Annotated in this window: 21 protein-coding genes; 17 read left to right on the top strand and 4 right to left on the bottom strand. The window is 67.0% G+C overall.

From position 1 onward, the window contains the following. The first annotated feature begins 60 nt into the window (after nucleotides 1–60). From G9V96_RS13165 to G9V96_RS13155, 3 genes are all read left to right on the top strand, one after another. Nucleotides 61–669 carry a GDSL-type esterase/lipase family protein gene (locus tag G9V96_RS13165; protein WP_168584037.1) on the top strand — a complete coding sequence of 203 codons (609 nt, stop codon included), beginning with the start codon at nucleotides 61–63 and terminating at the stop codon, nucleotides 667–669. Nucleotides 670–763: 94 nt separating this feature from the next. Further along, nucleotides 764–1,705, top strand: a complete 942-nt coding sequence (locus G9V96_RS13160) for a DUF4097 family beta strand repeat-containing protein (RefSeq protein WP_168583436.1) — start codon at nucleotides 764–766, stop codon at nucleotides 1,703–1,705. Next, on the top strand, nucleotides 1,705–2,595 hold the full coding sequence (locus G9V96_RS13155) for a PadR family transcriptional regulator (protein WP_168583435.1): 891 nt from the start codon (nucleotides 1,705–1,707) through the stop codon (nucleotides 2,593–2,595). The genes G9V96_RS13160 and G9V96_RS13155 overlap by 1 nt, the downstream gene beginning before the upstream one ends. 298 nt (nucleotides 2,596–2,893) lie before the next feature. Here G9V96_RS13155 and G9V96_RS13150 read toward each other — a convergent pair whose 3' ends face one another. Then, entirely contained in the window at nucleotides 2,894–3,862 is a 969-nt protein-coding gene (locus G9V96_RS13150) for a zinc-binding dehydrogenase (protein WP_168583434.1), read from the bottom strand. Between the two features lie 348 nt (nucleotides 3,863–4,210). Between G9V96_RS13150 and G9V96_RS13145 the strand changes: the two genes are divergently transcribed. The 9 genes from G9V96_RS13145 to G9V96_RS13105 are packed head-to-tail and all read left to right on the top strand — an operon-like array spanning nucleotide 4,211 to nucleotide 14,356. Next, entirely contained in the window at nucleotides 4,211–6,076 is a 1,866-nt protein-coding gene (locus G9V96_RS13145) for a nucleoside-diphosphate sugar epimerase/dehydratase (protein WP_168583433.1), read from the top strand. After that, the gene (locus G9V96_RS13140) at nucleotides 6,076–7,227 is read left to right on the top strand and encodes a DegT/DnrJ/EryC1/StrS family aminotransferase (protein ID WP_168583432.1); all 1,152 of its coding nucleotides are present in this window, start codon (nucleotides 6,076–6,078) and stop codon (nucleotides 7,225–7,227) included. The genes G9V96_RS13145 and G9V96_RS13140 overlap by 1 nt, the downstream gene beginning before the upstream one ends. Next, nucleotides 7,224–7,880, top strand: coding sequence for a sugar transferase (locus G9V96_RS13135; RefSeq protein WP_168583431.1), 657 nt, complete (start codon nucleotides 7,224–7,226; stop codon nucleotides 7,878–7,880). The genes G9V96_RS13140 and G9V96_RS13135 overlap by 4 nt, the downstream gene beginning before the upstream one ends. Continuing rightward, nucleotides 7,880–8,542, top strand: coding sequence for an acetyltransferase (locus G9V96_RS13130; RefSeq protein WP_168583430.1), 663 nt, complete (start codon nucleotides 7,880–7,882; stop codon nucleotides 8,540–8,542). Before G9V96_RS13135 ends, G9V96_RS13130 begins: the two co-directional genes overlap by 1 nt. Next, nucleotides 8,539–9,855 (top strand): glycosyltransferase family 4 protein, encoded by a 1,317-nt coding sequence (locus G9V96_RS13125; protein WP_168583429.1) that lies wholly within the window; start codon nucleotides 8,539–8,541, stop codon nucleotides 9,853–9,855. The genes G9V96_RS13130 and G9V96_RS13125 overlap by 4 nt, the downstream gene beginning before the upstream one ends. Before the next feature lie 13 nt (nucleotides 9,856–9,868). Continuing rightward, complete coding sequence (locus G9V96_RS13120; protein WP_226913682.1) at nucleotides 9,869–10,894, top strand: polysaccharide biosynthesis protein; 1,026 nt, start codon at nucleotides 9,869–9,871, stop codon at nucleotides 10,892–10,894. After that, nucleotides 10,891–12,015 carry a polysaccharide biosynthesis C-terminal domain-containing protein gene (locus G9V96_RS13115; RefSeq protein WP_168583427.1) on the top strand — a complete coding sequence of 375 codons (1,125 nt, stop codon included), beginning with the start codon at nucleotides 10,891–10,893 and terminating at the stop codon, nucleotides 12,013–12,015. Before G9V96_RS13120 ends, G9V96_RS13115 begins: the two co-directional genes overlap by 4 nt. A gap of 8 nt (nucleotides 12,016–12,023) precedes the next feature. Next, a complete protein-coding gene (wecB, locus tag G9V96_RS13110) occupies nucleotides 12,024–13,208 on the top strand; it encodes a non-hydrolyzing UDP-N-acetylglucosamine 2-epimerase (protein ID WP_168583426.1) in 1,185 nt (394 codons plus the stop codon). 8 nt (nucleotides 13,209–13,216) lie between these two features. Continuing rightward, nucleotides 13,217–14,356, top strand: a complete 1,140-nt coding sequence (locus tag G9V96_RS13105; RefSeq protein WP_168583425.1) for a glycosyltransferase — start codon at nucleotides 13,217–13,219, stop codon at nucleotides 14,354–14,356. 55 nt (nucleotides 14,357–14,411) lie between these two features. On the opposite strand, the gene G9V96_RS13100 is transcribed toward G9V96_RS13105, so the two are convergent. Beyond that, nucleotides 14,412–15,875, bottom strand: coding sequence for a lipopolysaccharide biosynthesis protein (locus G9V96_RS13100; protein ID WP_168583424.1), 1,464 nt, complete (start codon nucleotides 15,873–15,875; stop codon nucleotides 14,412–14,414). Then, the gene (locus G9V96_RS13095) at nucleotides 15,872–17,056 is read right to left on the bottom strand and encodes a glycosyltransferase (RefSeq protein ID WP_168583423.1); all 1,185 of its coding nucleotides are present in this window, start codon (nucleotides 17,054–17,056) and stop codon (nucleotides 15,872–15,874) included. Before G9V96_RS13095 ends, G9V96_RS13100 begins: the two co-directional genes overlap by 4 nt. Before the next feature lie 250 nt (nucleotides 17,057–17,306). On the opposite strand from G9V96_RS13095, the gene G9V96_RS13090 reads away from it, so the two are divergent. The 3 genes from G9V96_RS13090 to G9V96_RS13080 are packed head-to-tail and all read left to right on the top strand — an operon-like array spanning nucleotide 17,307 to nucleotide 20,881. Further along, nucleotides 17,307–18,473 (top strand): hypothetical protein, encoded by a 1,167-nt coding sequence (locus tag G9V96_RS13090; protein ID WP_168583422.1) that lies wholly within the window; start codon nucleotides 17,307–17,309, stop codon nucleotides 18,471–18,473. Nucleotides 18,474–18,477: 4 nt separating this feature from the next. Next, nucleotides 18,478–19,866, top strand: coding sequence for a hypothetical protein (locus tag G9V96_RS13085; protein WP_168583421.1), 1,389 nt, complete (start codon nucleotides 18,478–18,480; stop codon nucleotides 19,864–19,866). Beyond that, a complete protein-coding gene (locus G9V96_RS13080; RefSeq protein WP_168583420.1) occupies nucleotides 19,859–20,881 on the top strand; it encodes a glycosyltransferase family 2 protein in 1,023 nt (340 codons plus the stop codon). Before G9V96_RS13085 ends, G9V96_RS13080 begins: the two co-directional genes overlap by 8 nt. A gap of 108 nt (nucleotides 20,882–20,989) precedes the next feature. On the opposite strand, the gene G9V96_RS13075 is transcribed toward G9V96_RS13080, so the two are convergent. Then, nucleotides 20,990–21,586, bottom strand: a complete 597-nt coding sequence (locus G9V96_RS13075; protein ID WP_168583419.1) for an acyltransferase — start codon at nucleotides 21,584–21,586, stop codon at nucleotides 20,990–20,992. Between the two features lie 163 nt (nucleotides 21,587–21,749). Here G9V96_RS13075 and G9V96_RS13070 point away from each other — a divergent pair, with 163 nt between their 5' ends. Both G9V96_RS13070 and G9V96_RS13065 read left to right on the top strand, forming a co-directional pair. Next, entirely contained in the window at nucleotides 21,750–23,105 is a 1,356-nt protein-coding gene (locus tag G9V96_RS13070) for a glycosyltransferase (RefSeq protein ID WP_210424413.1), read from the top strand. Continuing rightward, on the top strand, nucleotides 23,102–24,043 hold the full coding sequence (locus G9V96_RS13065; RefSeq protein ID WP_168583418.1) for a hypothetical protein: 942 nt from the start codon (nucleotides 23,102–23,104) through the stop codon (nucleotides 24,041–24,043). The genes G9V96_RS13070 and G9V96_RS13065 overlap by 4 nt, the downstream gene beginning before the upstream one ends. Nucleotides 24,044–24,075: the final 32 nt, after the last annotated feature.

The following is a 24,075-nucleotide window of genomic DNA, read 5'->3' as shown; positions in this document are numbered from 1 at the left end:
GAGTCCACCGACTACGCCGACGACGGCATCCCCACGACGTTCACTCCGAGCGCTGACGCTATGGCCCATGAGGGCCCACGCGACGTCGGCATCGTCTTCATCGGCGATGGCTTCGTCTCGGGGTACGGCGATCCGAAGGGTCTGGGCTGGGTGTCGCGGGTGATGGGCCGCACCGCCCACCCCGACCTTGACGTGTCTGCCTACAACCTTGGGGTGCGCGGCGATTCCTCCGCCGACGTCCTGGAGCGGTGGAAGGCGGAGGGGCTCGTTCGCTGGCAGGAACGCCGAGAGCGGCGCCTGGTGGTCGGTGTCGGCCTCTTCGATGTCGTCAACGGTCTGTCCACGGCCCGTTCGCGTCTCAACCTGGCCAACGTGTTGGATGACGCAACCGCTCGCGGGATCTCTCCCTTCGTCGTCGGTCCGCCCCCGACTTTGGACCCCACCACCAACGAGCGGTTGGAGATCATCGTCGAAGCCCAGGCAGACGTCTGCGCCCGGCGCTCGGTGCCTTTCGTCGACTGTTACTACCCGCTGGCCGAGCACGATCAATGGATGGGCGAATTGGGCGCTTCCCGCGATCAGCGCCACCCGGGTCAGGCCGGCTACGGCCTGCTGGCGTGGTTGGTGTTGCACGGCGGCTGGGAGCACTGGCTGCAGATCGCTCCCTGATCCGGTTGCACCCGTGCAGGGTTGCCCTCCGGTAATACGCGATATAGCGTGACTTTCATCAGTCACGCTATATCGCGTTTTCGCGGAGGTAGGCATGGACGTCCAGATCGATCACCCCACTCGCAAGACTCTCGGCGAGCCCGGGCAGCAGGTGCGGTCGGTGTCGGTGGCGTTGCCCGCGGGCTCGCTCGACGTCGTGACCCACGCTGATCCGAACTCGGCAATCCTGGAGGTGGACGAGGTGGGCGGGGCTCCCATCACCGTCTCCTTCGAGCAAGGCGTCCTCAAAATCGAGCAGTACAAGGACGCCAACGGCCAGGTCTGGGGCCCCTTGAAGGGGATCCTCGGCGCGACAGTGGGGGCAGCCTTCGGCGGTGGGCAGGCCGGGGTCACCAGCCGGGTGACACTCACGCTGCCGCGCGCGGCGAAACTGTCGGTCAAGACCGTCACCGCGGACGTGCTCGTCGGCGGCTTGGACGGCAGCGTGAGTGCTTACGGAGTCTCCGGGTCGCTGACCTTGGACCGGCTGGCGGGCAGCCTGGACGTCAACCTCGTCAGCGGTGATCTTGAGGCGGCATCCTGCTCCGGGGAGTTGAAAGCCAAGACGGTTTCTGGGCGAATCACGGTGCAGGACTCCCCGCTGCGCAGCATCAAGCTCAACAGTGTCTCCGGCGCTGCGATCATCGACCTGAGCTCCGGACGCTGCCTGATCACGGCGAACGCCGTCTCCGGGGATCTGACGATCCGGATGCCCGCCGCTGCCGGCTATGACGCCACCGTGACCTCGACCTCCGGCCATGTCGTCATCGACGGGCAAACGTTGCATTCCGAAGACGGCAAACGCGGCGGGCACACCCACGAGGGTGATCGCTCGGTGGCCATCAAGGCCCGCACCGTCTCCGGCAACGTCGTCGTCCTTCGCGAAGATCCACCGCCCTCGGCCGGCCCCGGCCCGGTGGTGGCCCAGCCGCATCCCGACATAGATGACGTGCAGGATGTTCGCCCGCAGACCCCCGACAGCGATGAGGAGATCTGATGCAGGTCTTCGAACACGGACAACTACGCCTGTACCTGCTCTCGATCCTGGCGCACGGGCCCAGGCACGGCTACGACATCATCCGCGCCCTGGAAGACCGGTTCGAGGGGCTTTACTCCCCCAGCGCCGGCACCGTCTACCCCCGGCTGGCCAAACTGGAAGAAGAGGGACTCGTCGAACGCCTCGACGAGGGCCGCAAGGCCAGCTACCGCATCACCGATGCCGGGCGTAGCGAGGTGCAGCGGCGGGCGCAGGAGATCGCCGATCTGGATGCCAGCCTGGACGCCTCCGCCCAACGTCTCGCGCAGGATGTGCGCCAGCGCGTCCGCACCGGGGCAGCCGACCTACGCACCCAACTGGCGGCAGCGGCGCAGGCCGCCCGCGCCCAGGCCAGTGCGGAGTCTCCAGCGCAGGCCGCTGCTACGGCGTCATCCTCGGCATCGGGGACCGAGCCCTCCACCGAACCTGGCGACGTCTGGGCCCGGGTCACCGACTCCGTGGCCGACTCACTGGGCGGTGTCCGCGCAGGCGCACACCCGCTGGCCGATGTGGAAGGCCTGCTACGGGCCTTCGGCGGGGGTAAGTTCCCCGACACCGACGTGGTGGCGCAGGCCCTGCGCCGGATGGGGATGACCCGGCCGCCGGAGTCCAGCTCGGCGCATGGCAAGCCCGCGCAAGCCACCGCGGCCGAGCCCGAGCCGGTCGCGGACCTGGACGAGGAGATCATCGAGGCCGAGATCGTCACCGAGACGGCATCCAGCGGCGACTCCACGCATGAGGGCACTCGACATGAGGGTTTCCCCAGCCCGCAGCAGGTCCGCGAGATCGTCGAGATCCTCAAGGATGCGGGCACCCGGATTCAGGCCGTGCTCAAGGAGCCTCGCAGCTGAGGACTCGGGGCGCGGGCTTGGACGACCCCTCCGGGCCCTGCCGATTTGCTCCGATCCGCGCGCAGGGTCTGCCCAGGCACAGTTGAGGAGCTACTTTGCCCCCTCGGACAACGCCGGCAGCGATGGCGCAGCAGGGCCCCTGGCCTGCACTGGGGACGGGCACCTGGCGTGCACTGGTGACGGGCGCCTGGAGCGGGTCGTGGCGAGCCACCCCGGCCGGCACCCACCACCACTGAAAGCGAGCCCTGGCAGTGCATATGCGCTGCCAGGGCTCGCTTCGCGTGGCGCAGGGCCTCGATCAGGCGGTGAAGACCACCTTGCCGAAGGCCTGCCCCGAGTGCAGGCGCGCAAAACCCTCGCGCGCACCCGACAGCGGCATCACCGTGTCGATGACGGGCTCGATACCGCGGCTCACCACCAATTGGGTGAGGCGCTGAAGCTCGTGCAGGTTGCCCATCGTGGAGCCGATGACACGCAACTGCCGGAAGAAGATCTTGGTCAGTTCCGCCTTCTGCGGCGCGTCACCGGAGGTGGCCCCGGAGATGACGATCGCACCGCCTGGGCGCAGCACATTCACCGAGTGCGACCAGGTCGCTGCGCCGACGGTCTCCATCACCGCGTCGCACTTCTCCGGCAGCCGGGCACCGGATTCGAAGACCGCTTCAGCGCCGAGCTTGAGCGCCTGGGCGCGCTTGCCTTCGTCGCGGCTGGTCACCCAGATCCGCAGACCCGCGGCCGCGCCGAGTTGGATGAGCGCCGTGGCAACGCCCCCGCCTGCTCCCTGCACCAGAACCAGCGAGCCGGGCGTGACATCGGCTGCCACGAAGAGCATCCGGTAGGCGGTCAGCCACGCGGTCGGTAGCGCGGCCGCCGTCTCGAAGGACATCCCCGCCGGTTTGGGGACCAGGTTGGCGCTGGGAACGAGCACCTTCTCGGCGAAGGTGCCGTCGTAGACCTCGGAGAACAGTGAGCGTTTCGGGTCCAGGGTTTCATCTCCCTGCCACCCTGGTGAAGCGATGACGCTGTGCAGGATGACCTCGCGGCCCTGCTCATCGACACCGGCGCCATCGCAGCCGAGAACCATCGGCAATCGATCGGCAGGCAAACCCACGCCCATCAGCGACCACAAGTCGTGGTGGTTCAGGGTGGCCGCTTTCAAAGTGACCAATGACCAGCCCTCGCGAGGCTCTGGCTCAGGACGCTCCCCGACGACCAAGCCGGACAGCGGATCGGTACGGGACTGAGACTGCGCGTAGACAGCAAGCATGTGGCCCACGGTAGCGGCGGGAGACGCCCTTGCTGCGTCCGTGGCGTCGTCACTTCTCATCCGGAGGCCACATCCCAGGAGCGCTTGCCGCGCCACCGGGCAAGCCGCGTGCGACCTACGGCCTCGCCTTGTGTACGGAGCTCGGCACCCACCTCCCAGGTCCGTTACCCATCGTCTCGACAACCGAGTCCTACCGCGCGGCGTCGATAGCCACCGGATTCAGCGACTACCCTGGCAGTTAACGCAATTCGACGAATCGGCCCGGGCTGGGGTCGGCTCGCCCATGCGCATTGACGCCAGGTCGGGGGATGACCTGGCCCGTCTTGCGGCTGGCGAGCGGGGAGGGCGATGCAGGTGGATACGGTCGCAGCACAGCGACAAGGCTGGCAACGAGCCGGTTGGGCTGCTGTCGACGTCTTGTGCTGGATCATCGGCATGCTCTCCACGGTGTGGTTGAGGTACGACTTCACCTTCCCCGAGGGTGCGCTCGCGTTGACCCTGATCGCCGGCGCCGGGGCTGCGGCTGTGCAGCTGTTTCTCGGGGCGATGATCGGGCCGTACCGCGTCAGCCATGATCGGGGTTCCTACGAAGAAACCTCGGACCTGGCCCGCACCACGCTCCTGACGACCGCCATCGCCTTTATCCTCATCGCGTTACTTCGCCCCGATGACCTGCCCCGCTCCTCCGCTGTAACCGGCGGTTCACTGGCGTTGTTGGGCATGCTTGCTTTCCGGCTGCTGGGCCGATCCACGACGAACCGTGCAGCACGGGGCCGGCCCGGTTCACACCGGGCTTTGGTATTCGGTGCCGGTAATGCGGGACGCCGGCTGGTCCGTAGTGCTCTTCGTGAAGACGACAGCCATATCCTGCCCGTCGCCATCCTTGATGATGACCCAGCCAAAGCGCGGCTACGCATCGAAGGCGTCCCAGTTCGCGGAGGTAGGCGAGATGTCGCCCGGGTGGCCGAACAGTTCGGCGCTTCAGTCATGGTGCTGGCGGCGCCCAGCGCTGATCCGGAGGTGACCCGGGAGGTCTCCCAGCAGGCGGTGGACGCAGGACTGAGTGTGAAGGTGCTGCCCTCGCTGTCGGAATTGATCGGCGATGACGCCTGTACCGATGCCCTGCGTGATCTGGATCTGGCCGATCTCCTCGGGCGTCGCCCGATCCATCTCGACACCCAGGCGATCTCGCGAGACCTCGCCGGTAAGCGTGTCCTCGTCACAGGCGCGGGCGGTTCCATCGGTTCGGAGTTGTGCCGCCAGATCGCCCGTTTCGGCCCAGAACGACTGTTGCTTCTTGATCGTGACGAGTCGGCGCTGCAAGCCACGCAGTTGTCCATGACCGGCGATGGACTGCTCGATGATGACGATGCGTTGCTGGTTGACATTCGCGATGAGGCCGCGCTGCATGCCGTCTTCGCACGGACCCGACCCGAGGTTGTCTTCCACGCCGCCGCCCTCAAACATCTGCCTTTGTTGGAGAGGTTCCCAACGGAGGCATGGAAGACCAACGTGCTCGGCACACGCAATGTGCTGCGTGCGGCATCGGCCTGCGGTGTCGGGGTCTTCGTAAACGTATCGACTGACAAGGCTGCAGATCCGACCTCATGTCTGGGATACAGCAAACGATTGACCGAGCGTTTGACGGCCGAGTTCGCACATGCCGGCCGGGGCCGCTTTGTGAGCGTGCGGTTCGGCAACGTGCTGGGCTCTCGGGGCAGCGTTGTGCATGCGTTCAGTGCCCAGATCGAGCGTGGAGGGCCGGTGACAGTGACCGACCCCGAGGTGAAGCGGTACTTCATGCTGATCCCGGAAGCTTGCCAACTCGTCCTGGAGGCCGCCGCCGTAGGCGCCGACGGTGAGGTGCTCGTCCTTGATATGGGCGAGCAGGTTCTCATCAAGGACGTCGCCACTACCCTTATCCGGCTCTCAGGTCGGGTCGGCATAGAGATCGTCTACACCGGTCTGCGCCCCGGCGAAAAGCTGGGAGAAGATTTGTTTTCCGACCGCGAACACCGGCGCGAGACCATCCACCCGCTCGTGGGTGCTGTCGCGGTCCCACCACTTCGCGTCCAAGACGTCGAGTGTCACCAGTTTGAGCAGGAGCAAGAGGCGCTTGACTGGATGCGGCGAGCCGCGTGCAGTGACGGTGAGACGGTGCCGACCCCAGTACTGACGCGGGCCGAGGCGTCACAAGAACATGAGGTGCAGTGATGGATGAGCCCATTCTTCTTTCCCAGGCACACGTGACTCAGGTGGAAGAGGAGTATGTGCTGGCCTCGCTGCGTTCGGGCTGGGTGGCTCCGCTGGGCCCGGATGTCGACGCATTCGAGGAAGAGGTTGCCGCTCGGGTCGGGGGTGGGGTGGCAGCCCTGGCGCTCTCTAGCGGGACCGCCGCTCTACACCTAGCGCTTCTCGGGATCGGGGCTGGCCCGGGTTCGTGCGTCCTCGTACCGACGATGACTTTCGTGGCTTCCGCCAACGCAGTGGCCTACACCGGGGCACAGCCCGTTTTCGTTGACGCCGCGGCAGATGCCAACCTCGATGTCGACCTGATGATCGAGGCGGTCGATTCGCTGCAACGAGAAGGGCAGCCGATCGCAGCGGTCATGAGCGTCGACCTTTTCGGGCGGTGTTGCGACTACGAACGGCTCGCCCCTGAACTCGAGACTCGTGGGATCCCATTGATCGAGGACGCCGCAGAGGCGCTAGGCGCACGGACCGTCGGCGGAGCTGCTGGCTCGTTCGGTCGCGCTGCCGGGTTGTCCTTCAATGGCAATAAAATCATGACTACCTCCGGCGGTGGAATGCTGCTCTCCAGCGACCACGACCTGCTGGATCGGGCCCGCTATCTGGCTACCCAGGCTCGCCAACCGGTGGCGTGGTACGAGCACACCGATATCGGCTACAACTACCGACTTTCCAGCGTCCTAGCAGCGTTAGGCCGTGCCCAGTTGTCACGACTGGATTCGATGATTGCGCGTCGACGCGCCATCCGTGAGCAGTACGCCAGCGTCGTGGCGGAATTCGAGGGCATCCGGATTCTCGGGCGGGGTGAACACGATGATCCCAGCGACGCCAGTGACAACTGTTGGTTGACCTGCCTGCTGCTGGATGAGGGAGCGCCCGCGAGCGCAGATGAGGTCCTTACGGCGCTAGCGGCGCGGAAGATCGAGGCACGCCCACTGTGGAAGCCGATGCACCTGCAGCCGGTCTTCGCTACGGCTCGTTCCTTCCTCACCGGAACCAGCGAGGGTCTCTTCGCCAGGGGGTTGACGCTCCCGAGTGGGTCAGCGCTTACGGACGCGCAGGTGGAGCGAGTGTGTGACACCCTGCGGGCCGCGCTACGGCGGGAGCAGAGATGACGACTCGTTGGTATCGCTTCAACAAACGAGCTCTCGATCTGGCAGTGGCGGCGCCGTTGGCGCTGCTGAGCCTGCCCGTGCAGGCCGTGGTGGCGCTCGCCGTCGGGCTCCGCTTGGGCCGTCCCATTCTGTTCCGTCAGGTCAGGCCAGGACTGCACGCCCAGCCCTTCACACTGCTGAAGTTTCGGACAATGCACCATCTCGATCCGGCCCGAGGGCGTGTCGATGACGCTTCGCGGCTCGACGGTTTCGGCGCCTGGTTGCGAGCGAGCAGTTTGGACGAGCTCCCCTCGCTGTGGAACGTGGTGCGCGGGGACCTCAGTCTGGTCGGCCCACGCCCCCTGTTGGTCAGCTATCTGCAGCGCTACTCCCCCGAGCAAGCTCGACGCCACGACGTCCCGCCTGGTCTGACCGGCTTGGCACAGGTGAACGGTCGCAACGCCACGACGTGGGAAGAGCGCCTGCGCTGGGATGTCGCGTACGTCGATCGGGCCTGTATGCGTCTCGATCTGCACATCCTGGCCCGTACCGTCGGGATCGTGCTGAGTCGTCACGGGGTCAATGCCCCAGGCGAGGCCACGATGCCGGAGTTTCAGCCACAACCATGCGAGGTAGCACCGGTTCGCATCGGCGCCGTCCAGGAGGTTTCGTGATGACCAACCCTTCCACGCCCGAATCCCGCGCTCTGGTGCCACTGGTCATCGTGGGTTGCGGTGGTTTCGGCCGTGAAGTTCACGACGTGATCGACGCGGTGAACTCGCACAGCCCGACCTACGACCTGCTGGGTTACGTCGATGACAACCCCGCATCCGAGAACCTGAGCCGGGTGCATGCCCGGGGCTCCCGGGTCCTGGGGGACCTCGGGTGGTTGGCGAACGCGGCGCCGAGGGTCCAGTACCTCATCGGCATCGGCAGCCCAGCGGTGAAGGCGAAGATCGATGCCCGAATGGGAGAACGCAAAACCCCGAAGGTGGTGCATCCGCGGGCCACTCTGGGGTTTGATGTGCGACTGTCCCCTGGCACAGTGATCTGCGCCGGCAGCGTCCTGACGACCAACATCACTCTTGGGCGACATGTTCACGTCAACCTGCTGTGCAGCATCGGCCACGACAGCACGATCGGGGATCACGCCTCGATAAACCCCTTGGTCGCCGTCTCGGGTGATGTCCAGGTGGGTGCACGGGTGATGTTGGGGACGCACTCGGCCATCCTGCAAGGGCTCACCCTGGGTGACGATTCCGTCGTCGGAGGCGCTGCGCTGGTGGTTAAGGATGTCGCGGCGGGGTCCGTGGTGAAAGGCGTGCCTGCGCGGTGAAGATTCGGCTCGTCACCCAGTGGTACCCGCCAGAACCGGCAGGTGTCCCGGCAGGCCTTGCCCACGGGCTGGCGTCGCGCGGGCATTCTGTCGACGTCTTGACTGGATTTCCCAACTACCCCACCGGACGACTGCACCCCGGCTACCCCCTTCGTCCCTACCGTCACGATGTTGATGACACCGGGCCGGGGCAGATCGACGTGCACCGGGCGCCGCTGTATCCCAGCCACGACACGAACGCTTTCTCACGACTGGCTAATTACGGCTCCTTCGCGCTCTCCAGCACCGTGGTGTCAGCGACCCGGCTGGCTCGTGCCGACGTGTGGTTGACGTACTCCTCCCCCGCCACTGCGACGTTGCCGGCTTTGGTCAGCGGCGGGATCGACAGTCTGCGAAAGCGTTTGGGGATGGCAACCGAACCCAGCGCTCATGCGCAGATCATCCAGGATCTATGGCCGGACAGCGTTATGGATTCCGGTTTCGTCGGCCACCCCCAGCTCGCCCAGTTGATGCAGGACAGTCTGGACCGCTTCTGTCGCTACGGATACCGCCATAGCGACGCCATCGGCGTCATTTCGCCCGGGATGCGCACCGTGCTACGGCAACGCGGCGTCCCGGATGAGCTGATCGTCGACACTCCGAACTGGGTTTCCACGCCTCGGGGGGCGTTCCTGCCCGAGGAACAAAAGCGTGCAGAACGCGCCCGTCTGCGCCTGCCGCTGGCGGGGCGCCTGTTCATGTACGCCGGGAATCTCGGGGAGTTGCAGGCGCTGCCCTTGCTGATCGATGGGTTTGCAGCAGTCCCTGATGCTCAACTGGTGCTTCTCGGGCCTGGTGTGATGACCGAGCGGATCGCAGCGCGGATCGCTGCGCAGCGGCTCAGCAACGTGACGCTGGTGCCGGCGCAACCACCGGAGAAGGTCGCGGACTATCTCAGTGCCGCCGACGTCTTGGTGGTGTCCTTGGCCGATACCCCCCTGCTGCGCGTGACCATGCCGAGCAAGGTGGCAGGATCGCTGGCCGCGGCGCGGCCGCTACTGGGACACGCCTGCGGGGACTCGGCCGAGGTGATCGCTGCCGCTGGCGCGGGCCTGGTCGCGGCCCCCGGCGACGCGGTGGCGCTAGTCGCGGCGATCCGGGAAATGACGTCATGGAGCGAAGAAGAGTTGCACCGCCGAGGAGAGTCCGCGCGCTCGTGGTACGAAGAAAACCTCGGCGAGAATCGCTGCATCGACGGGCACGAGAAACTTGTCGAGTTGGCGTTGCAAAATGCCCAGAATCGGCGCAAGACCAACCGCAGTAATTACCCGTGAGGACCTATTCGTGATTCCCGAACTAGACGGCGCACGCGTTGCAATCACCGGAGGAACCGGCTCTTTTGGCTCAACGATGGCACGCCATCTTCTGGCGGGCGACGTAGCGGCGGTGCATATCCTGTCTCGGGACGAGGCGAAGCAGGACGATCTACGCCGCCTCCTAGCCGACTCCCGGACCAAGTTCTTCCTCGGGGATGTGCGGGATGCTGACAGCACTCTGGCCGCCCTCCGGGGTGTCGATCATGTTTTTCATGCCGCGGCCCTCAAACAGGTCCCTTCATGCGAATTCTTCCCGCAGCAAGCAGTGAAGACCAATGTGACGGGCAGCAACAATGTCATCGAAGCGGCACATCAGGTCGGGGCCACCTCCGTCGTATGCCTGTCCACCGACAAGGCTGTCTACCCGGTCAACGCCATGGGGATGAGCAAGGCGCTCATGGAGAAAACCGCCCAAGCCTTCGCGCGCAACAACCCGGCATCGCCGACGACCGTCTCCATCACTCGGTACGGCAACGTCATGTATTCCCGGGGTTCAGTGATCCCCTTGTTCGTGCGCCAGCTGATGCAGGGCAACTCGCTGACGATCACCGACCCGGAGATGACTCGGTTCCTCATGTCTTTAGAGGAATCGGTCTCTTTGGTCGCCTACGCCTTCACACACGCCCAGTCCGGCGACTTGTTCGTGCGTAAGGCACCTGCGGCCACCGTGATCGACCTCGCCTACGCCGTCGCGCGCATCATGGGCATCGCGCACCCCGAGGTGCAGGTCATCGGCACCAGGCACGGTGAGAAGCAACATGAAACGCTGCTCTCTCGCGAGGAGATGGCTTTCGCGGAGAACAAGGGCGACTACTACCGGGTGCCGCTGGATGCTCGTTCGTTGGAATACGAGCTGTACTTCGAGGAGGGAAACAAGACTTCTTCCCGAATGGTGGATTACACGTCTGAGAATACGGAGCGTCTCGATATCGATTCCACCGTCGACCTGCTCATGACACTGCCCGAGATGCAGACCCTGCGAAAGGCTCGTTCGTGAAGATCGTTCTGACCGGAGCCGGTGGCTTCCTCGGCTGGCACACCAGGGTGCGCCTGATCGAAGAGTCTGACATCGAGGTCGTCCCGATTACCCGACAGACCTGGAGCGACTTGCCGACCGCGCTGGCCGGCGCCGACGTCGTCCTGCATCTGGCCGGCATCAACCGTGGCCCGGACTGCGATCTCGCAGAGGGCAACCTCGCGCTAGCACGCGGCCTCGTTGCGGCGATGCAAGAGCTGCCGCAGCCGCCGGCTGTCGTTTACGCCGGCAGCAACTACGCGGACGTCGACCACCCGGGCTCCAACACCCCATACGGGCGCGGCAAGCGAGCTGCCGCCGAGCTTTTGCTCGATTTCGCCGCCGGTGCCGGGACACGCGCGGTGGATGTGAGGTTCTGTGGGCTCTTCGGCGAGCACGGCACGCCGGACTACAACTCCTTCGTCGCCACGTTCGCCCACCGGGTCGCAGCCGGCCAGCAGCCACCCGTCCACGGCGACCGGGAGCTGCCCCTACTGCACGTGCAGGACGCCGCACAGATCCTGCTGGATGCCGTCCGCGACTCCCGCCTGCACGGCGTGGTGCGTCCCGCCGGCTCGCCCAGGCTCATCTCCCAGATCGCCCGGCGTCTGCAGCACTTTCACGACGTGTACCTGCCCAGCGGCGATATCCCGGCCTTCGAAGACAGTGTGGATGTCGCCTTGTTCAACACCCTGCGCGCCGCTCTGTGGCCGCAGACCTATCCCTTGCACCCGAGGCCACATAGCGACGCCCGCGGCACGCTCGTGGAATCCGTGCGCGTGCACGGTGGGACCGGGCAGACCTTCGTCTCTACGACGAACCCTGGTTTTGTGCGCGGAAACCACTACCACCGCAGCAAGATTGAACGTTTTCAAGTCGTGAGCGGAACGGGCCTCATTCGACTTCGCCGACTGCTGCACGACGACATCCTGGAATTTCAGGTGAGCGGCGAAAAACCGGCCGTGATCGACATGCCGACTTTGTGGACCCACTCGATAGAGAATGTCGGTACCGGCCCCCTCACGACTCTGTTCTGGTCCGATCAACTCCTCGACCCGGAGCATCCGGACACCTATCCCCACCCTGTGATCCCCCAGCCGTAGAGGAAAACATGAACGGCACTACGACGTCGACGGCTCCCTCCACCCGCGTGATGACCATCGTCGGTACCCGTCCCGAGATCATTCGGCTCTCCCGAGTGATCGACCGCCTTGATCGCACGGTGGACCACGTCCTGGTGCACACCGGACAGAACTATGACTACGAACTGAACGGGATCTTCTTCGACCAGTTGGGTATCCGGCGGCCCGACCATTTCTTGGAGGTCGACACCTCCAGTTTGGGGCGGGTGCTGGGTGAGACGCTGATCAAGACCGAGAACGTGCTGACCCAGGTGGCGCCGGACGCGGTCCTCATCTTGGGCGACACGAACTCGGCGATCGCCTCCCTGATGGCCAAACGGATGCGGATTCCCGTCTACCACATGGAAGCCGGCAACCGCTGTTTCGATCCGAATGTGCCGGAGGAGACGAACCGGCGGATGGTCGATCACGTCGCCGACTACAACCTCGTCTACACCGAGCATGCTCGACGCAACCTGCTTGCCGAGGGCATCCATCCCCAGCGCATCTTGCTGACCGGTTCGCCGATGAAGGAGGTGCTCGACCACCACGCCGACGCCTTCGCCGCCAGCACGGCACCGGCCGACCTGGGCCTGGACCCGCAGGGCTACCTGCTGGTGTCGGCGCACCGCGAAGAGAACGTGGATGACCCGGAGCGACTGTCCGCGCTGCTGCGTTGCCTGGTGGCGGCCCGTGACGCCTTCGAGGTTCCGGTTTTGGTCTCGACCCACCCCCGCACCCGTAAACGGCTCGATCTGCTCGCTGCTCGTCCGGGCGCCCAAGAGATCGATCTGCGGGGCATCACCTTCCACCCGCCGTTGGGGTTCATCGACTACGTGCGGTTGCAGACCGACGCGCTCTGCGTGCTCTCCGACAGCGGCACAATCAGCGAGGAGTCCTCGCTGCTGGGTTTCCCGGCGGTGACCCTGCGGGACTCCATCGAGCGCCCGGAGGCGCTGGACACCGGCGCAATCATCATGACCGGGCTGGACCCGGTGAACGTCGTCGAGGCCATCACCGAGACGGTCCGCACCGCCCAGGACGAGCGCGACCGGCCCGGCACTCGGGTACCGGCCGATTACGCCATCGACAACTGCTCCCAGCGCGCGGTGCGCTTCATCCTGTCCACGCACCGGCGCCACGAGCAGTGGTCGGGCCTGCGGCAACGCCCGTAAGGAAACCCGTGCGCGTTCTCGTCTTCGTGCCGTACTACCCGCCTGCCTTCCGTGGCGGCGGTCCGATCCGCACCGTCTCGGCGATGGTCGCCGCGCACGGCGACCGACATGACTTTCGGGTCCTGACCCGCGACGGCGATTGGGGCACGACGCAGCGACTCGGTGTCCCGGCCGATCAGTGGGTACCCAGCGGTCGGGCGATGGTGTGGTATCGCAGCCCCGGCCTGCGCGGTCTGCTCACAGCGCTGCGGCAGGCTCGCCGGCTGGCCCCTGAGGTGCTGTATCTGAACAGCGTGTTCGCCCCCGCCGAGACGCTGCTTCCGCTGTTGTTGCACCGGCTGCGGCTGCTGCCTGCCGGGCAGGTGGTACTGGCGCCGCGCGGGGAGTTGGGGGCGGGCGCGTTGGCCTTGAAGTCCGCGAAGAAACGGGCCCTGTTCGGGGTGAGTCGGCTGTGCGGGCTGCATTCCGACCTGGTCTGGCATGCCTCCACCGTTCGCGAGGCCGACGAGATCCGACGTGCAGCGCCGGTGCGCGGGACCCCCCGGGTGGTGGTGGCGCAGAACGAATCTCCGCTGCCTAACCGGGCGCTGCGCGAGCGACCCGCTCCCGGTGAACGCCTCCGGGTGGTGTTCTTGTCCCGCATCTCCCCCAAGAAGGGGCTGGACATCCTGTTGGCGGCGTTGAGTTCGTCGGCGGCGATCCCGCCGCTGGATGTGAGTGTTTACGGCTCCACCGACGATCCGGACTACCTGCAGCAGTGCCACCGGTTGGCGGATCGGGCTCGCGAGCAAGGCCACCAGGTGCGTTTCGCCGGAACCGTGGACCCGAGCGCGGTTCTGGCCGTCTTCGCAGCCCACGACCTGTTCGCCTTCCCGACCGCGAACGAGAACTTCGGGCACGCGATTGTCGAGGCGCTGTGCGCCGGCTGTCCGGTGGCACTACCCGACACGACCCCGTGGACACCAACCCTGGACCGCGGGGCGGGCATCCTGGTCGCTTCCCGAGAGCCGGACGACTGGGCCCGGATGCTTGCGCAGCTGGCCGCCGAGGGCCCCCCGCAACGGGCGGCCCGTAGCCGCGCCGCAGCAGAGGTCTACAACCGTTGGCAGGACTCTCGCGAGCGCGACAGCGTCTTCGATCGGTTGTGAGCGACCGCAAGCGGGCCACCCACGACAGACTCGCCCACGGCCTGCCGCGCACGCCTTACCGCTTTAATGCCGCCCGCACCCACGCGATGTCCGGCAGGTGTGTGGCCGCCCACACTGCGACGAAACCCGCGGCTGCCAACAGCGCCTGCCACCACGGTGCGTCGTGCAGCAGCACTGGCGCGCCCGCGATGATGATGATCGCGAACAGCAGCAACGCCACCGGCATCGCCCAGCTCAGCCGCCACCGCCACCAGGCCTCCCCCACCGCGTAGCCCGCGATGAGGAACACTCCTGCTGCATAGCCGACGGCTACTGCTGGCACGCCGTAGGTGGGCACCAGGAGCAGCCACAAAACGGCGGCCACTGCGAGCCCGGCGAAGCTCACGGCCGCCATCCGGGCGATGCCGGTACCGGTGGCCCCGGTGATGGCGTTGACGCACGGCACCCCCGCCACGTTGGCCAGCACGGCCAGCAGCAAGATAGGCAGCAGCTTTGCTGTGAGGTCGAATTGCGCGCCCCACACCAGCGCTACCAGCGGGCGCGCCAGCAGCGCCATCACTCCGACAGCCGGGACCACCAGTAGCACCACCCCACGGAACCCCCGATCGAGCTGGCGCGAGACCCCCGCATGGTCTCCGCGCCCGGCAGCCTCCGACAGCGATGGATAGAGCACCAAGCTGAGCGCCCCGGAGGCCAGCGTCAGCGGCAACGCCAACGAGGAGGCAGCCGAGTACTGCCCCGCCCCGGCAGCTTGGCCCGCGGCGCGGCTGGCCAGCAGCGAGAACTGGATGAGGCCGGCGCTGGCGATGGTTCCCATCGAACCGAAGAGGACGAACCGATCCAGTTCGCGGCGCAACTGCGGGTCTGCCGCGCCGTGCACCCGCCATGGCCAACACAGCGCGCTCAATGCCAGATAGGCCAGCGCCGGGGGCAGCAACAGCGCCACCCCGCGCACCCCCGACATCAAGGCCAGAACCAGACCGAGCAGCCCGGCAAGGCTGCAGGCGATGTCAAGCACGACCACCCGCCGAACGGCGCCGAGCCCGTAATGCACCCCCCGGGTGTAGGCCTGCCCGGCCAGGCCTGCGCAGGCCGCACCGACGGTGCACCCGGCGAGGGCGTCACCGAGGGAGAGGTTGCCCAGCCCGCCCTCGAGGAACAGCCAGATCGGGACGCAGGCCAACGCCAGCACCAGCCCGGCCCGCAGCACGCGGCGGCCCAGGTGATCCAGCACCCCGTGCAGTTCGTCACGGTCGGCGCGCCCGCGTGCCCGTGCCACGAACCGGGAGGCGGCCTGGCCGCTGGTGCTCGGCCACAACAGGATGAGCATCTGCGCGATGGCCAGCCCGGTCGCGAAGACACCGAGTTCAGCCGGCCCGGCGAGCCGTCCGACAGCGAAAGTCAGAGCGAATCGCACCAGCCCCTGCGCGGCCAACCCGATGATGCTGTCGAGCCCGCGGCCCCCCAGCGAACCGGTGGGTGCGGCATCGACGTCCAGCGTTCGCCACCGCCGCCTCACGACATGGCGCCTTCGAGGACGGCCAGTTCTCGGCCTGCGACCTCGCCCCAGCCGCAGCGTGCGACATGGGCCAGCATCCGGTCGCGGGTAGGCGGCTCATCCATCAGGGCCTGCAGGACGTCGGCGAAGGCCTGTCCTTCCTGGGCCGGGGACGCCTCAGGCGGGAAGTTCACCAGATGGGCGGGGTCGAGCACCGCTTCCACGAGTCCGCCCACCGCCGTGGCAATCACCGGGGTGGCGCAGGCATAGCTCTCGGACACCACACAGCCCCAGCCCTCTTCGCGGCTCGGCACGATCAAGGCACTCGCCTGGCGCATCGCCTGCGCCACCTGGGGCGCATCCAGGCGTCCATGCAGTCTCAACCCCGGGACGCCGCGCAGTCGGGTTTCCAGCGCCCCGGAGCCGAGGACGTCCATGCTGGAACCCGGGTAGCGCTCCCGCACAGCAGACAGGATGGCGGGGAGCCGGTCGGCACCCTTGACCGGCAGTAGATTTCCCACAAACAGCAACCGCAGCGGCCCTGGCACTTGCGCGCTGTGGGCCTGCCTCGGGGTGAACACCGACAGGTCGACCCCGTTGGGGATGACGTGGCTGTGGGCGCGTGGCGCACCGGCGGCCAGGGCCCGGCTGCGCAGCGCCTCGCTGACATACGTGGTGGCCGCAGCTGCTTCCAAAGTGGCGGTGAAGGCGGGGGCCACCCGCGGCATCACCTGGGTGACGTCGCTGCCGTGCATCGAGACCACGAACGGGATACCGAGGTTCTGCGCGGCTCTGCGAGCAACCTCACCGGCGGGCAATGTATACATCCCGTGCGCATGAATGATGTCGAATTGCCCGGAGCGCACCTGGGGCAGGTCCGCCAGGGCCGCAGTCGCTCTGGCGATTCCCGCAGCCGGTGTGCGCCCGAGCCGCCCAGCTGCCACTTCCAGCGCGCCCCATCGTGTTGTCGCGGAAAGGAACTCACGGCCATCGCGGCCATCGTCCAAGGCGAGCGCGGCGTTGTCATGCGCCCCGGCCAGCCGCCGAGGGAGTCCCAGCTCAGGGCCGTACTCAGGCACCAGCGCCACCGCGACGACCGACGCGCCAGCGGCCCGCAGCGCCCGCACGCGGGCGCTGATGTACGCAGCGCCGCTGGGCGAGTGCACGGAGGGGTAACTGTTCGTCACCAGCAGGATCCGCACGTGACCTCCGATGGCACCAGGCCCTGGTCAGGCCGCGTATCTACAGCTCCGCCAGGTTAACTCACCGCCCACCGGTAGCCTGCGTACGTCGGGGACCGGCACCGCAGGAGCGCCGCGAAAGCGCCCGGCCTCGGCTGGAATCCACACCGCACACCGTGGCATATTCACTGGTCGATCGTCCTGAACGAATTGGGCTCGGCAACACGCTCCGAGTAAGGTAGATCGGCGGCCCTCATGTGGGCCGCACGTCATGCAGTCTGACGAGGGGGAAGACAAAGTGGCCACTTCGGCCGATAGCAATCGTGATCCGTGGGGGCGATCACTGACAGCGACCTTGCGTCGCTGGTGGTGGTTGCCGCTCGTCCTGGCCTTGGTCGGTGCGCTTCTGGGGGGAATCGCAGGCAAGGCCGCACCGAAAACCGCTGAAGCCACGCTGAAGGTCCAGACGACCGCGGCCGAAGGCGCCGGCCTGGCCGAAGCCGTGCAGAGCGCGGTCATGGAAGCCGGGACCCGTGAGGTCTACCAGGACGCCGCCGCCAAAGCCGGCGTCACCGCCAAGGACCTGCGCAAGGACAGCACCATCGTCAACGTGTTGCAGTCCTCGGTGCTTTCCGTGAAGGTCACCAGCTCCACGGCCGAGAAGGCCGCGGCCGAGGCAAACGCGCTCGCCGAGGCCGCCGTCGCCCGCAGCACTCAGCGCCTCAGCGACGAACTTGAGACACTCACTCAGACCACGGGCAAGCTCATCCGCGAGGACACCCTGTCGGTGCGTGCTGCAGAAGAGCAGCGTGTGATGCGTCTGGGTGGCTCACTGGCTGATTCTCAGGCCCAGTTGTTGACCCAGTCCCGCCGCCTCACCCTGCTGCAGGCCGCCGAGGCCGACCAGGTGCAGAGCGTCTCGGTCGGGATGATGGCCGCGATGGGTCTGCTGGGTGGTCTGCTTGCCGGTGTCGCGCTCGCGCTGCTGTTCGGTGGGCGTCGCGGCAAGATGGGCAGCATCGCCGAGATGCGCCGCCTCTACCCGGACGTCGAATTCGTTCCGGCACGCGAACTGCCCACCGTGATGAGCATGGAGGCGGCTACGGCCGACTGTGTGGTCCTCACCGGTGTGCGGGCTCCTGCGGGTGCGGTTCGTGGGTTGGTGGAGCCGGTCACTGCCGGGATCCGCGCTACTGGACGGGACGTCGCGGTCACCGACGATGTGGCCCGGTTGGGTCAGCAGAGCATGGGCCACGACGGCACCCCGAGCGTGACTGTGCTGCAGACGCCGATGAGCAACGCCGTCATCAAGCGCGCCGCGCGCGATGACCGTGCGGTCCTGTTCACGTTGGTGCGTCCGCACAAGACCCGATTCGAGTGGCTCGATGAGCACATCCACCAGTTCGGTGCCCGTTCCTACGTCGTCGTCGACGGCTGATTTGATGACCTCCCGCCCTGGCGGGAAGCGTGTGGAGGTAGCGAAGAGCCACGCACCGGACGGGGTGCGGTGGGTGTGTTGGCTCTTCGTTCTCAACATCCTCCTCCAGCGCATCTCGCTGCCGTCGATCTCCATCCCGTTCACCGTTCCGATCACGGTGATCTGGTGTTTCCTCGCCTGGCGACGCGGTGTCGTCGTCCTGGAGGGGCGCCGGCTCATGCTGTGGCTCATCGCCTCCACAGCCTCTGCCTTCGTCGTCCTGCCTCAGGTGCTGTTCGTCCACCGGCCGTATATCAGCGTCAACAGCTGGGCCTTCTGGATGACCATGTGGTTCCCGGTGGTGTTCATGATGGCCGACCGCTCCGGGGAGTCCTACCACCGCATGCTGCGGGCCGTCACGACCATCGGGTTGTGGCTGAGCACGCTGTCGGTCATCTTCGTGGTGACCCAGTTCGCGGGCCTGCGATACCGCGACTACGTCGGTGAGTACGTGCCGTCCGCCTGGCAGGTGGACGGGTTCGCGACGAGCTACCCGATCGTGTGGGACAGCTGGCTGTACAAATCCAACGGCTGGATCATGCTCGAACCTTCGTTCATGTCCTTCACGCTGGGCGTGTGCGTCATGGTGGCGTTGCTGTCGCGAGCCCGCCCGTGGAAGGTCATCTGGCTCGGAATGGGCATGCTGGCCACGGTCGCGGGCTCCGGGTTCGCCATCGTCGTCGTAGGGGTGCTGGTGATGCTCCTGGGCGGTCAGCGGCGCCTCATCCGTCCCTACATCGTTCCGGGCGCGTTGCTGGCGCTGGTGGCGATCCCGACGGCTATCGGGCAGGTCTTCCTGACCCGTGTCACCGAGGTCAGTGACTCCAACTCCTCGGCGGCGCTGCGCAGCATCGAGCCCTACCTGTACCTCATTCCGCGCTGGATCTACGACCCGGCCAAGGTCTGGTTCGGCGCCGGCGCCGGTTCATCCCGTCAGGTTGTGGAGGGAAGCGGCACGCTGGGGCTGATCGCGCCCACCGTCGGGAAGATGTACTTCGACTACGGGATCATCGCCGGATCGCTGTTGCTGGCGCTGGCCGTGGTGCCGTTCCTGCGTTCCCACGAACGCACCTTGAGCGTGGCGATCCTGGCCCAGTTCTTCCTGCTGCAACCGCCGTCACAGCCGCTCATCGTGCCCGCCTTCCTGGTGGTCACGCTCTGGGCTCCGGCCCCGCTGTCCTACCGGCGTGCCGGGCATGTGGGTGAAGCGCAAGAACCACCGCCCGAGCCAGCTGAATCGGCAGTCCCCGCGCAACCGAGGGTGCCGATGCCTTCAACTGTGGCGCCACCGGCCGACGGGAACACCGGAGCAACCGCCGCACCAAGAATCCTGAGGGCGAACGACGATGCATGACGAACTGATCAGTGTCTTGATGCCCGTGCTGAACGAGGAGGCCTCCGTGCTGGGGGCGATTCGTTCGGCGTTGAGCCAGGAGCGGGTCAACGTCGAGGTGCTCGTCATCGACGGGCGCTCCAGCGACCGCACCCGCGCCGTGGTGCAGGAGTTGGCCGCACAGGAGCCGCGGGTGCGACTGCTGGACAACCCGAAGGTCATCATCCCCGCCGCGCTGAACGTGGGCCTGGCTGCCGCCAGGGGGCAGTATGTTGCCCGGATCGACGGGCACGCTTCGGTCAGTTCGGACTACCTGGCGCGAGCGCTGGAGCATTTGCGCGCTGACGCCCAGTTGGCTGCCGTCGGTGGCATCCGGGAGGGTGTGGGGCGCACCCCGACCGGGCGCGCGGTTGCGTTGGCGCTTTCGAGCCCCTTCGGGGTGGGCGACTCGGTCAACCACTTCGGCACCGAGTTCTGCCTGACCGACCACGCCTCGTTCGGGGTCTACCGGGCCGAGGTGGCCCGCGCCGTGAACGGTTGGGACGAGAACCTGCTCGTGAACGAAGACGTCGATTTCGACCACCGCATTCTGGGCCTGGGCCACCACATCGCCTTCGACCCGGCGATGCACATCTACTGGCATGTGCGTGAAAGCGTGCCCGACCTGTTCCGTCAGTACCGCCGCTACGGGCGCGGAAAGGCGGGCATGGTTCGCAAGAACGGCCGCGCGGCCATCCGGGCCCGTCACCTGGCCGCGCCGGTCGCCGTGGTCGGCACCGCCGCGCTGGCGCTCGGTTCGGTGAAGTTCCCTCGCCTTGCCGCGGCCGCCTACTCCCCCTACCTGTTCGGGGTGGGCGCCGCCACAGCCAAAGCGGTCCGCGAAGACACCTCAGGGGAGCGACTCAACGTTGCAGCGCTGCCGGGCGCCTTCGCCGCCATGCATTACGGCTGGGGCCTGGGGTTCTTGGAAGGGATCCTGCTCGGCCGCACCCCGGCTCGGGCCAGCGGTTCCGGGCAGAGCCTTCCCAACGGCTGACGGGCCGCCCCGCCCGGCTACGCGACAGCGGCCGCAGCGGACACTCGCACTCACCAAGGAGCCGGTCGGCTACCCCAGCGGGGCGGCCGACCGGCTCCGTCGTTGCGCTCAGTTCTCCTGGAGCCGAAGCCGCTCACCGTCCTGGATGTACATCTCCTGGGTCTGCGGGCAGCGCCAGCGGCCTTCCCCGGCATCCTCCAGCGGCACCCCGGCGCGCCCCACCCAGCGCACCCGCTTAGCGGGCACTCCGGCCACCAGCGCGTAGTCCGGCACGTCGGCGATGACGACGGACCCGGCGGCCACCAGGGCCCACTGACCGATCGTGACCGGCGCCACGCATACGGCGCGTGCCCCGATGGAGCTGCCGGTGCGGCAGGTGACCCCTACCGCCTCCCAATCGTCGCCCCGTTTGAGGGAGCCATCGGGGCTGATGGAACGCGGATAGTGGTCGTTGGTGAAGACTGCGGCCGGTCCGACGAACACGCCGTCCTCCAGTACCGCAGGCTCGTAGACGAGGGCATAGTTCTGCAGCTTGCAGTTGTCGCCCATTCGAACTCCGGTGCCCACGTATGCGCCCCGGCCGATAATGCAGTTCTGGCCGAGCACTGCCTGCTCGCGCACCTGGGCAAGGTGCCAGACGGAACTGCCGTCACCGATTTCGGCCTGATCCGAGACGTCGGCGCTGGGCTGGATTCGTACGGTCACGGTGTGCCTTTCCATGCGACGGGGCACCGTTGCGGCAATCCCCTGGATCGGCATAACGATAGGCGTCCACGCTGCGGCGACGTCACCCGACTGAGCAGGTCGGCTGCGTTAATCTGCAGGAAGCTGTCCGACACGAGGCGCTTGAGCGCCAGCAGGAGGATCCGTGAGCCCCACCGCAACACGTGCGCCACACGTGCTCTATGTCGCCTGGGGCTTTCCCCCTTCCCGAGGCGGTGGCGTCTATCGAGCGCTCGCCACCGCGAACGCGTTCGCCCGGGCCGGTTACCGGGTCACGGTGCTGACCGCGACTCGTGAGACGTTCATCAAGTTCACCGGCGCCGACTACTCCCTGGAGGAGCAGGTCGACCCGGCTGTGGAGATCGTGCGGATCCCCTTCGCCTGGCCGGCGATGGAGACCGATGTACGCAAATGGTCTGCGACCCGAGCGCTGGCTCCCCGACTCTGGCGCAAGCAACTGGCCAAGAGCGACGTAAAAGACTTCCCGGAGCGCAACTATGGCCCGTGGCGGCGCCCCCTGGAGCAGGCCGCGCGGGAGATCCACGCCCGCAACCCAGTCGATCTGACGGTGGCCACCGCCAACCCCAACGTCGACTTCATGGCCGCCGACGTCCTCAACCGCGAATTCGGCGTGCCCTACGTGATGGACTATCGCGACGCCTGGATGCTCAACGTCTTCGACGGCGACCTGCTGCATGAGGAAGGCGGGCGCGAAGATCTGCTGGAACGGGACCTGCTCAACCGCTCCCGGGAGGTGTGGTTCGTCAACGAGCCGATCCGCGCCTGGCACGCCAAGCGTCACCCGCACCTAGCCGAGCGGATGCACGTCGTCGCCAACGGTTACGACCCGGAGTTCGCCCCGGACCCGCAGCTGCAGGCGCCCCCGGAGTACCGACCGTTGACCTTCGGCTACATCGGCACCGCCTCCCCCAAGGTCCCGCTGGAGCCGTTCGCCGAAGGATGGCGACTGGCCCGTTCCCGGGGCGGAAGTCTGGAGGCCGCCCGCGCCCAGCTGTGGGGTTACCTGGGGTTCTACTCCACCCCCAGCCCGGTGCTGTTGCGACTGCTGGACGACTACGCACAAGACGGGCTCTCCTATGAGGGCCCGGTGCCCAAAACCGAAGTGAAGATGCGTTACGGCACCTTCGACGTGGCTCTGCTCATCCTCGGTACCGGCTTGTACGTCACCAGCGGCAAGGTCTTCGAGTACACCGCCAGCGCCCTACCGATCGTTGCGGTGCATGACCCGAACAACGCCGCCACCGACGTGCTGCGCGACTACCCGCTGTGGTTCCCGGTCGCCGACCTGGAGCCGGAATCCATCGCGGTCGCCCTGCAGGCTGCCGGCGACGCGGCCCGCAACGCTGACCAGGCGACCCGCGAGGCCTGCCGCGAATTCTCGCTGCGTTACTCCCGTGACATTCAGCTCGCGCCCCGCGTGCAGGCTTTGCGCGACGGGTTGACCGGGGCGAACGCACCGACCCAAGGAGCCACCTCGTGAAGATCGTCTTCATGGACACCGGTCGCGGCACTCACCGCGGCGCCATTGACATGTGGCGCGCCAAGTTGGCCTTGGAGCCGCAGGACACGGTGAGCATGCTGTCGTGGAACGTCCCGCGCGAACCGCTGCCGATCACCGAGCACCTCGTCTTCGGCCCCAAGCTGCGCCCGTTGCGCTCCGAACCGCGCCGCTGCCGGACCGCGTTCGGGCTCTTCGACGACTCCGAGGTGAGCCTTTCGGAGATTCGTCTCGCCGAACAGGTCCCCCAGGAGACGGCCTCTCCGCGCGAACCAGGCCTGGCTGAAGAGGAATTGGCGACCCAGCTCACCGAGCAGAACGCCGACGAGAAGGCCACCGGCCGCCCCGAGGAGGCTGCCGAAGAAAGCGTCGAGGCCGAGAGCACTGAGGCGGCCGCGCTGCCTTCGGCCGAAGGCAGCCCGACCTCGCCAGAGGAACCGGACAAGCCGGTCGACCCGGTCGAGGAGTTCCTCGTCCTCGATGGCGAGGATTTCCTGGGCGACGAGGAGTTCGATGAGGCGGTGTTGGCCCGCAGACAACGCAACCGCACCGCCGCCATGCCGGTCTACCACCCCGCTCGACTGCGGCAGGCCGCCAAGTGGCGGGTGAACAAGGCCCGGCTGCTGGGTAAGCGTGCGCAGTCCAAACTGCGCCGTGAGTTGAAGAGCAGCAACGCGATGCCGGTCCAGGTCGCGGCCCGACTGGCCAGCGACGGCGTCTCGGCGCAGTTCGCGGCTGCCGCGGCTCGCTCCCGGCACGCCAAGCGGGTCTTCGCTGAAGCCGATGTCGTCGTGCCGTTGGATTACCGCTCGCAGCGCGCGGCGTGGGTGTTGGCCCAGCAGGTACCCGGCCCGGACGTGATCGTCGGCCTACCTGCCGCCGCGCGCGTCATCGCTGATCGGCGCGCCGAGAAGGGCTGAGCCCCCCTGAGGACGGACTGGCCCCTACCGAT

Source organism: Gephyromycinifex aptenodytis, from assembly GCF_012277275.1.
In the GTDB taxonomy this organism is placed as follows: Bacteria; Actinomycetota; Actinomycetes; order Actinomycetales; family Dermatophilaceae; genus Gephyromycinifex; species Gephyromycinifex aptenodytis.
The sequence above is the reverse complement of the archived record's forward strand: the minus strand, read 5'-3'. Positions and strand labels throughout refer to the sequence as shown.

Excerpts from the sequence above, each read along its gene's own strand:
- G9V96_RS13165 (WP_168584037.1), top strand. The coding sequence starts at position 61 with ATGGCCCATGAGGGCCCACGCGACGTCGGCATCGTCTTCATCGGCGAT.
- G9V96_RS13160 (WP_168583436.1), top strand. The coding sequence starts at position 764 with ATGGACGTCCAGATCGATCACCCCACTCGCAAGACTCTCGGCGAGCCC.
- G9V96_RS13155 (WP_168583435.1), top strand. The coding sequence starts at position 1,705 with ATGCAGGTCTTCGAACACGGACAACTACGCCTGTACCTGCTCTCGATC.
- G9V96_RS13150 (WP_168583434.1), bottom strand. The coding sequence starts at position 3,862 with ATGCTTGCTGTCTACGCGCAGTCTCAGTCCCGTACCGATCCGCTGTCC.
- G9V96_RS13145 (WP_168583433.1), top strand. The coding sequence starts at position 4,211 with ATGCAGGTGGATACGGTCGCAGCACAGCGACAAGGCTGGCAACGAGCC.
- G9V96_RS13140 (WP_168583432.1), top strand. The coding sequence starts at position 6,076 with ATGGATGAGCCCATTCTTCTTTCCCAGGCACACGTGACTCAGGTGGAA.
- G9V96_RS13135 (WP_168583431.1), top strand. The coding sequence starts at position 7,224 with ATGACGACTCGTTGGTATCGCTTCAACAAACGAGCTCTCGATCTGGCA.
- G9V96_RS13130 (WP_168583430.1), top strand. The coding sequence starts at position 7,880 with ATGACCAACCCTTCCACGCCCGAATCCCGCGCTCTGGTGCCACTGGTC.
- wecB (WP_168583426.1), top strand. The coding sequence starts at position 12,024 with ATGAACGGCACTACGACGTCGACGGCTCCCTCCACCCGCGTGATGACC.
- G9V96_RS13090 (WP_168583422.1), top strand. The coding sequence starts at position 17,307 with ATGCAGTCTGACGAGGGGGAAGACAAAGTGGCCACTTCGGCCGATAGC.
- G9V96_RS13085 (WP_168583421.1), top strand. The coding sequence starts at position 18,478 with ATGACCTCCCGCCCTGGCGGGAAGCGTGTGGAGGTAGCGAAGAGCCAC.
- G9V96_RS13080 (WP_168583420.1), top strand. The coding sequence starts at position 19,859 with ATGCATGACGAACTGATCAGTGTCTTGATGCCCGTGCTGAACGAGGAG.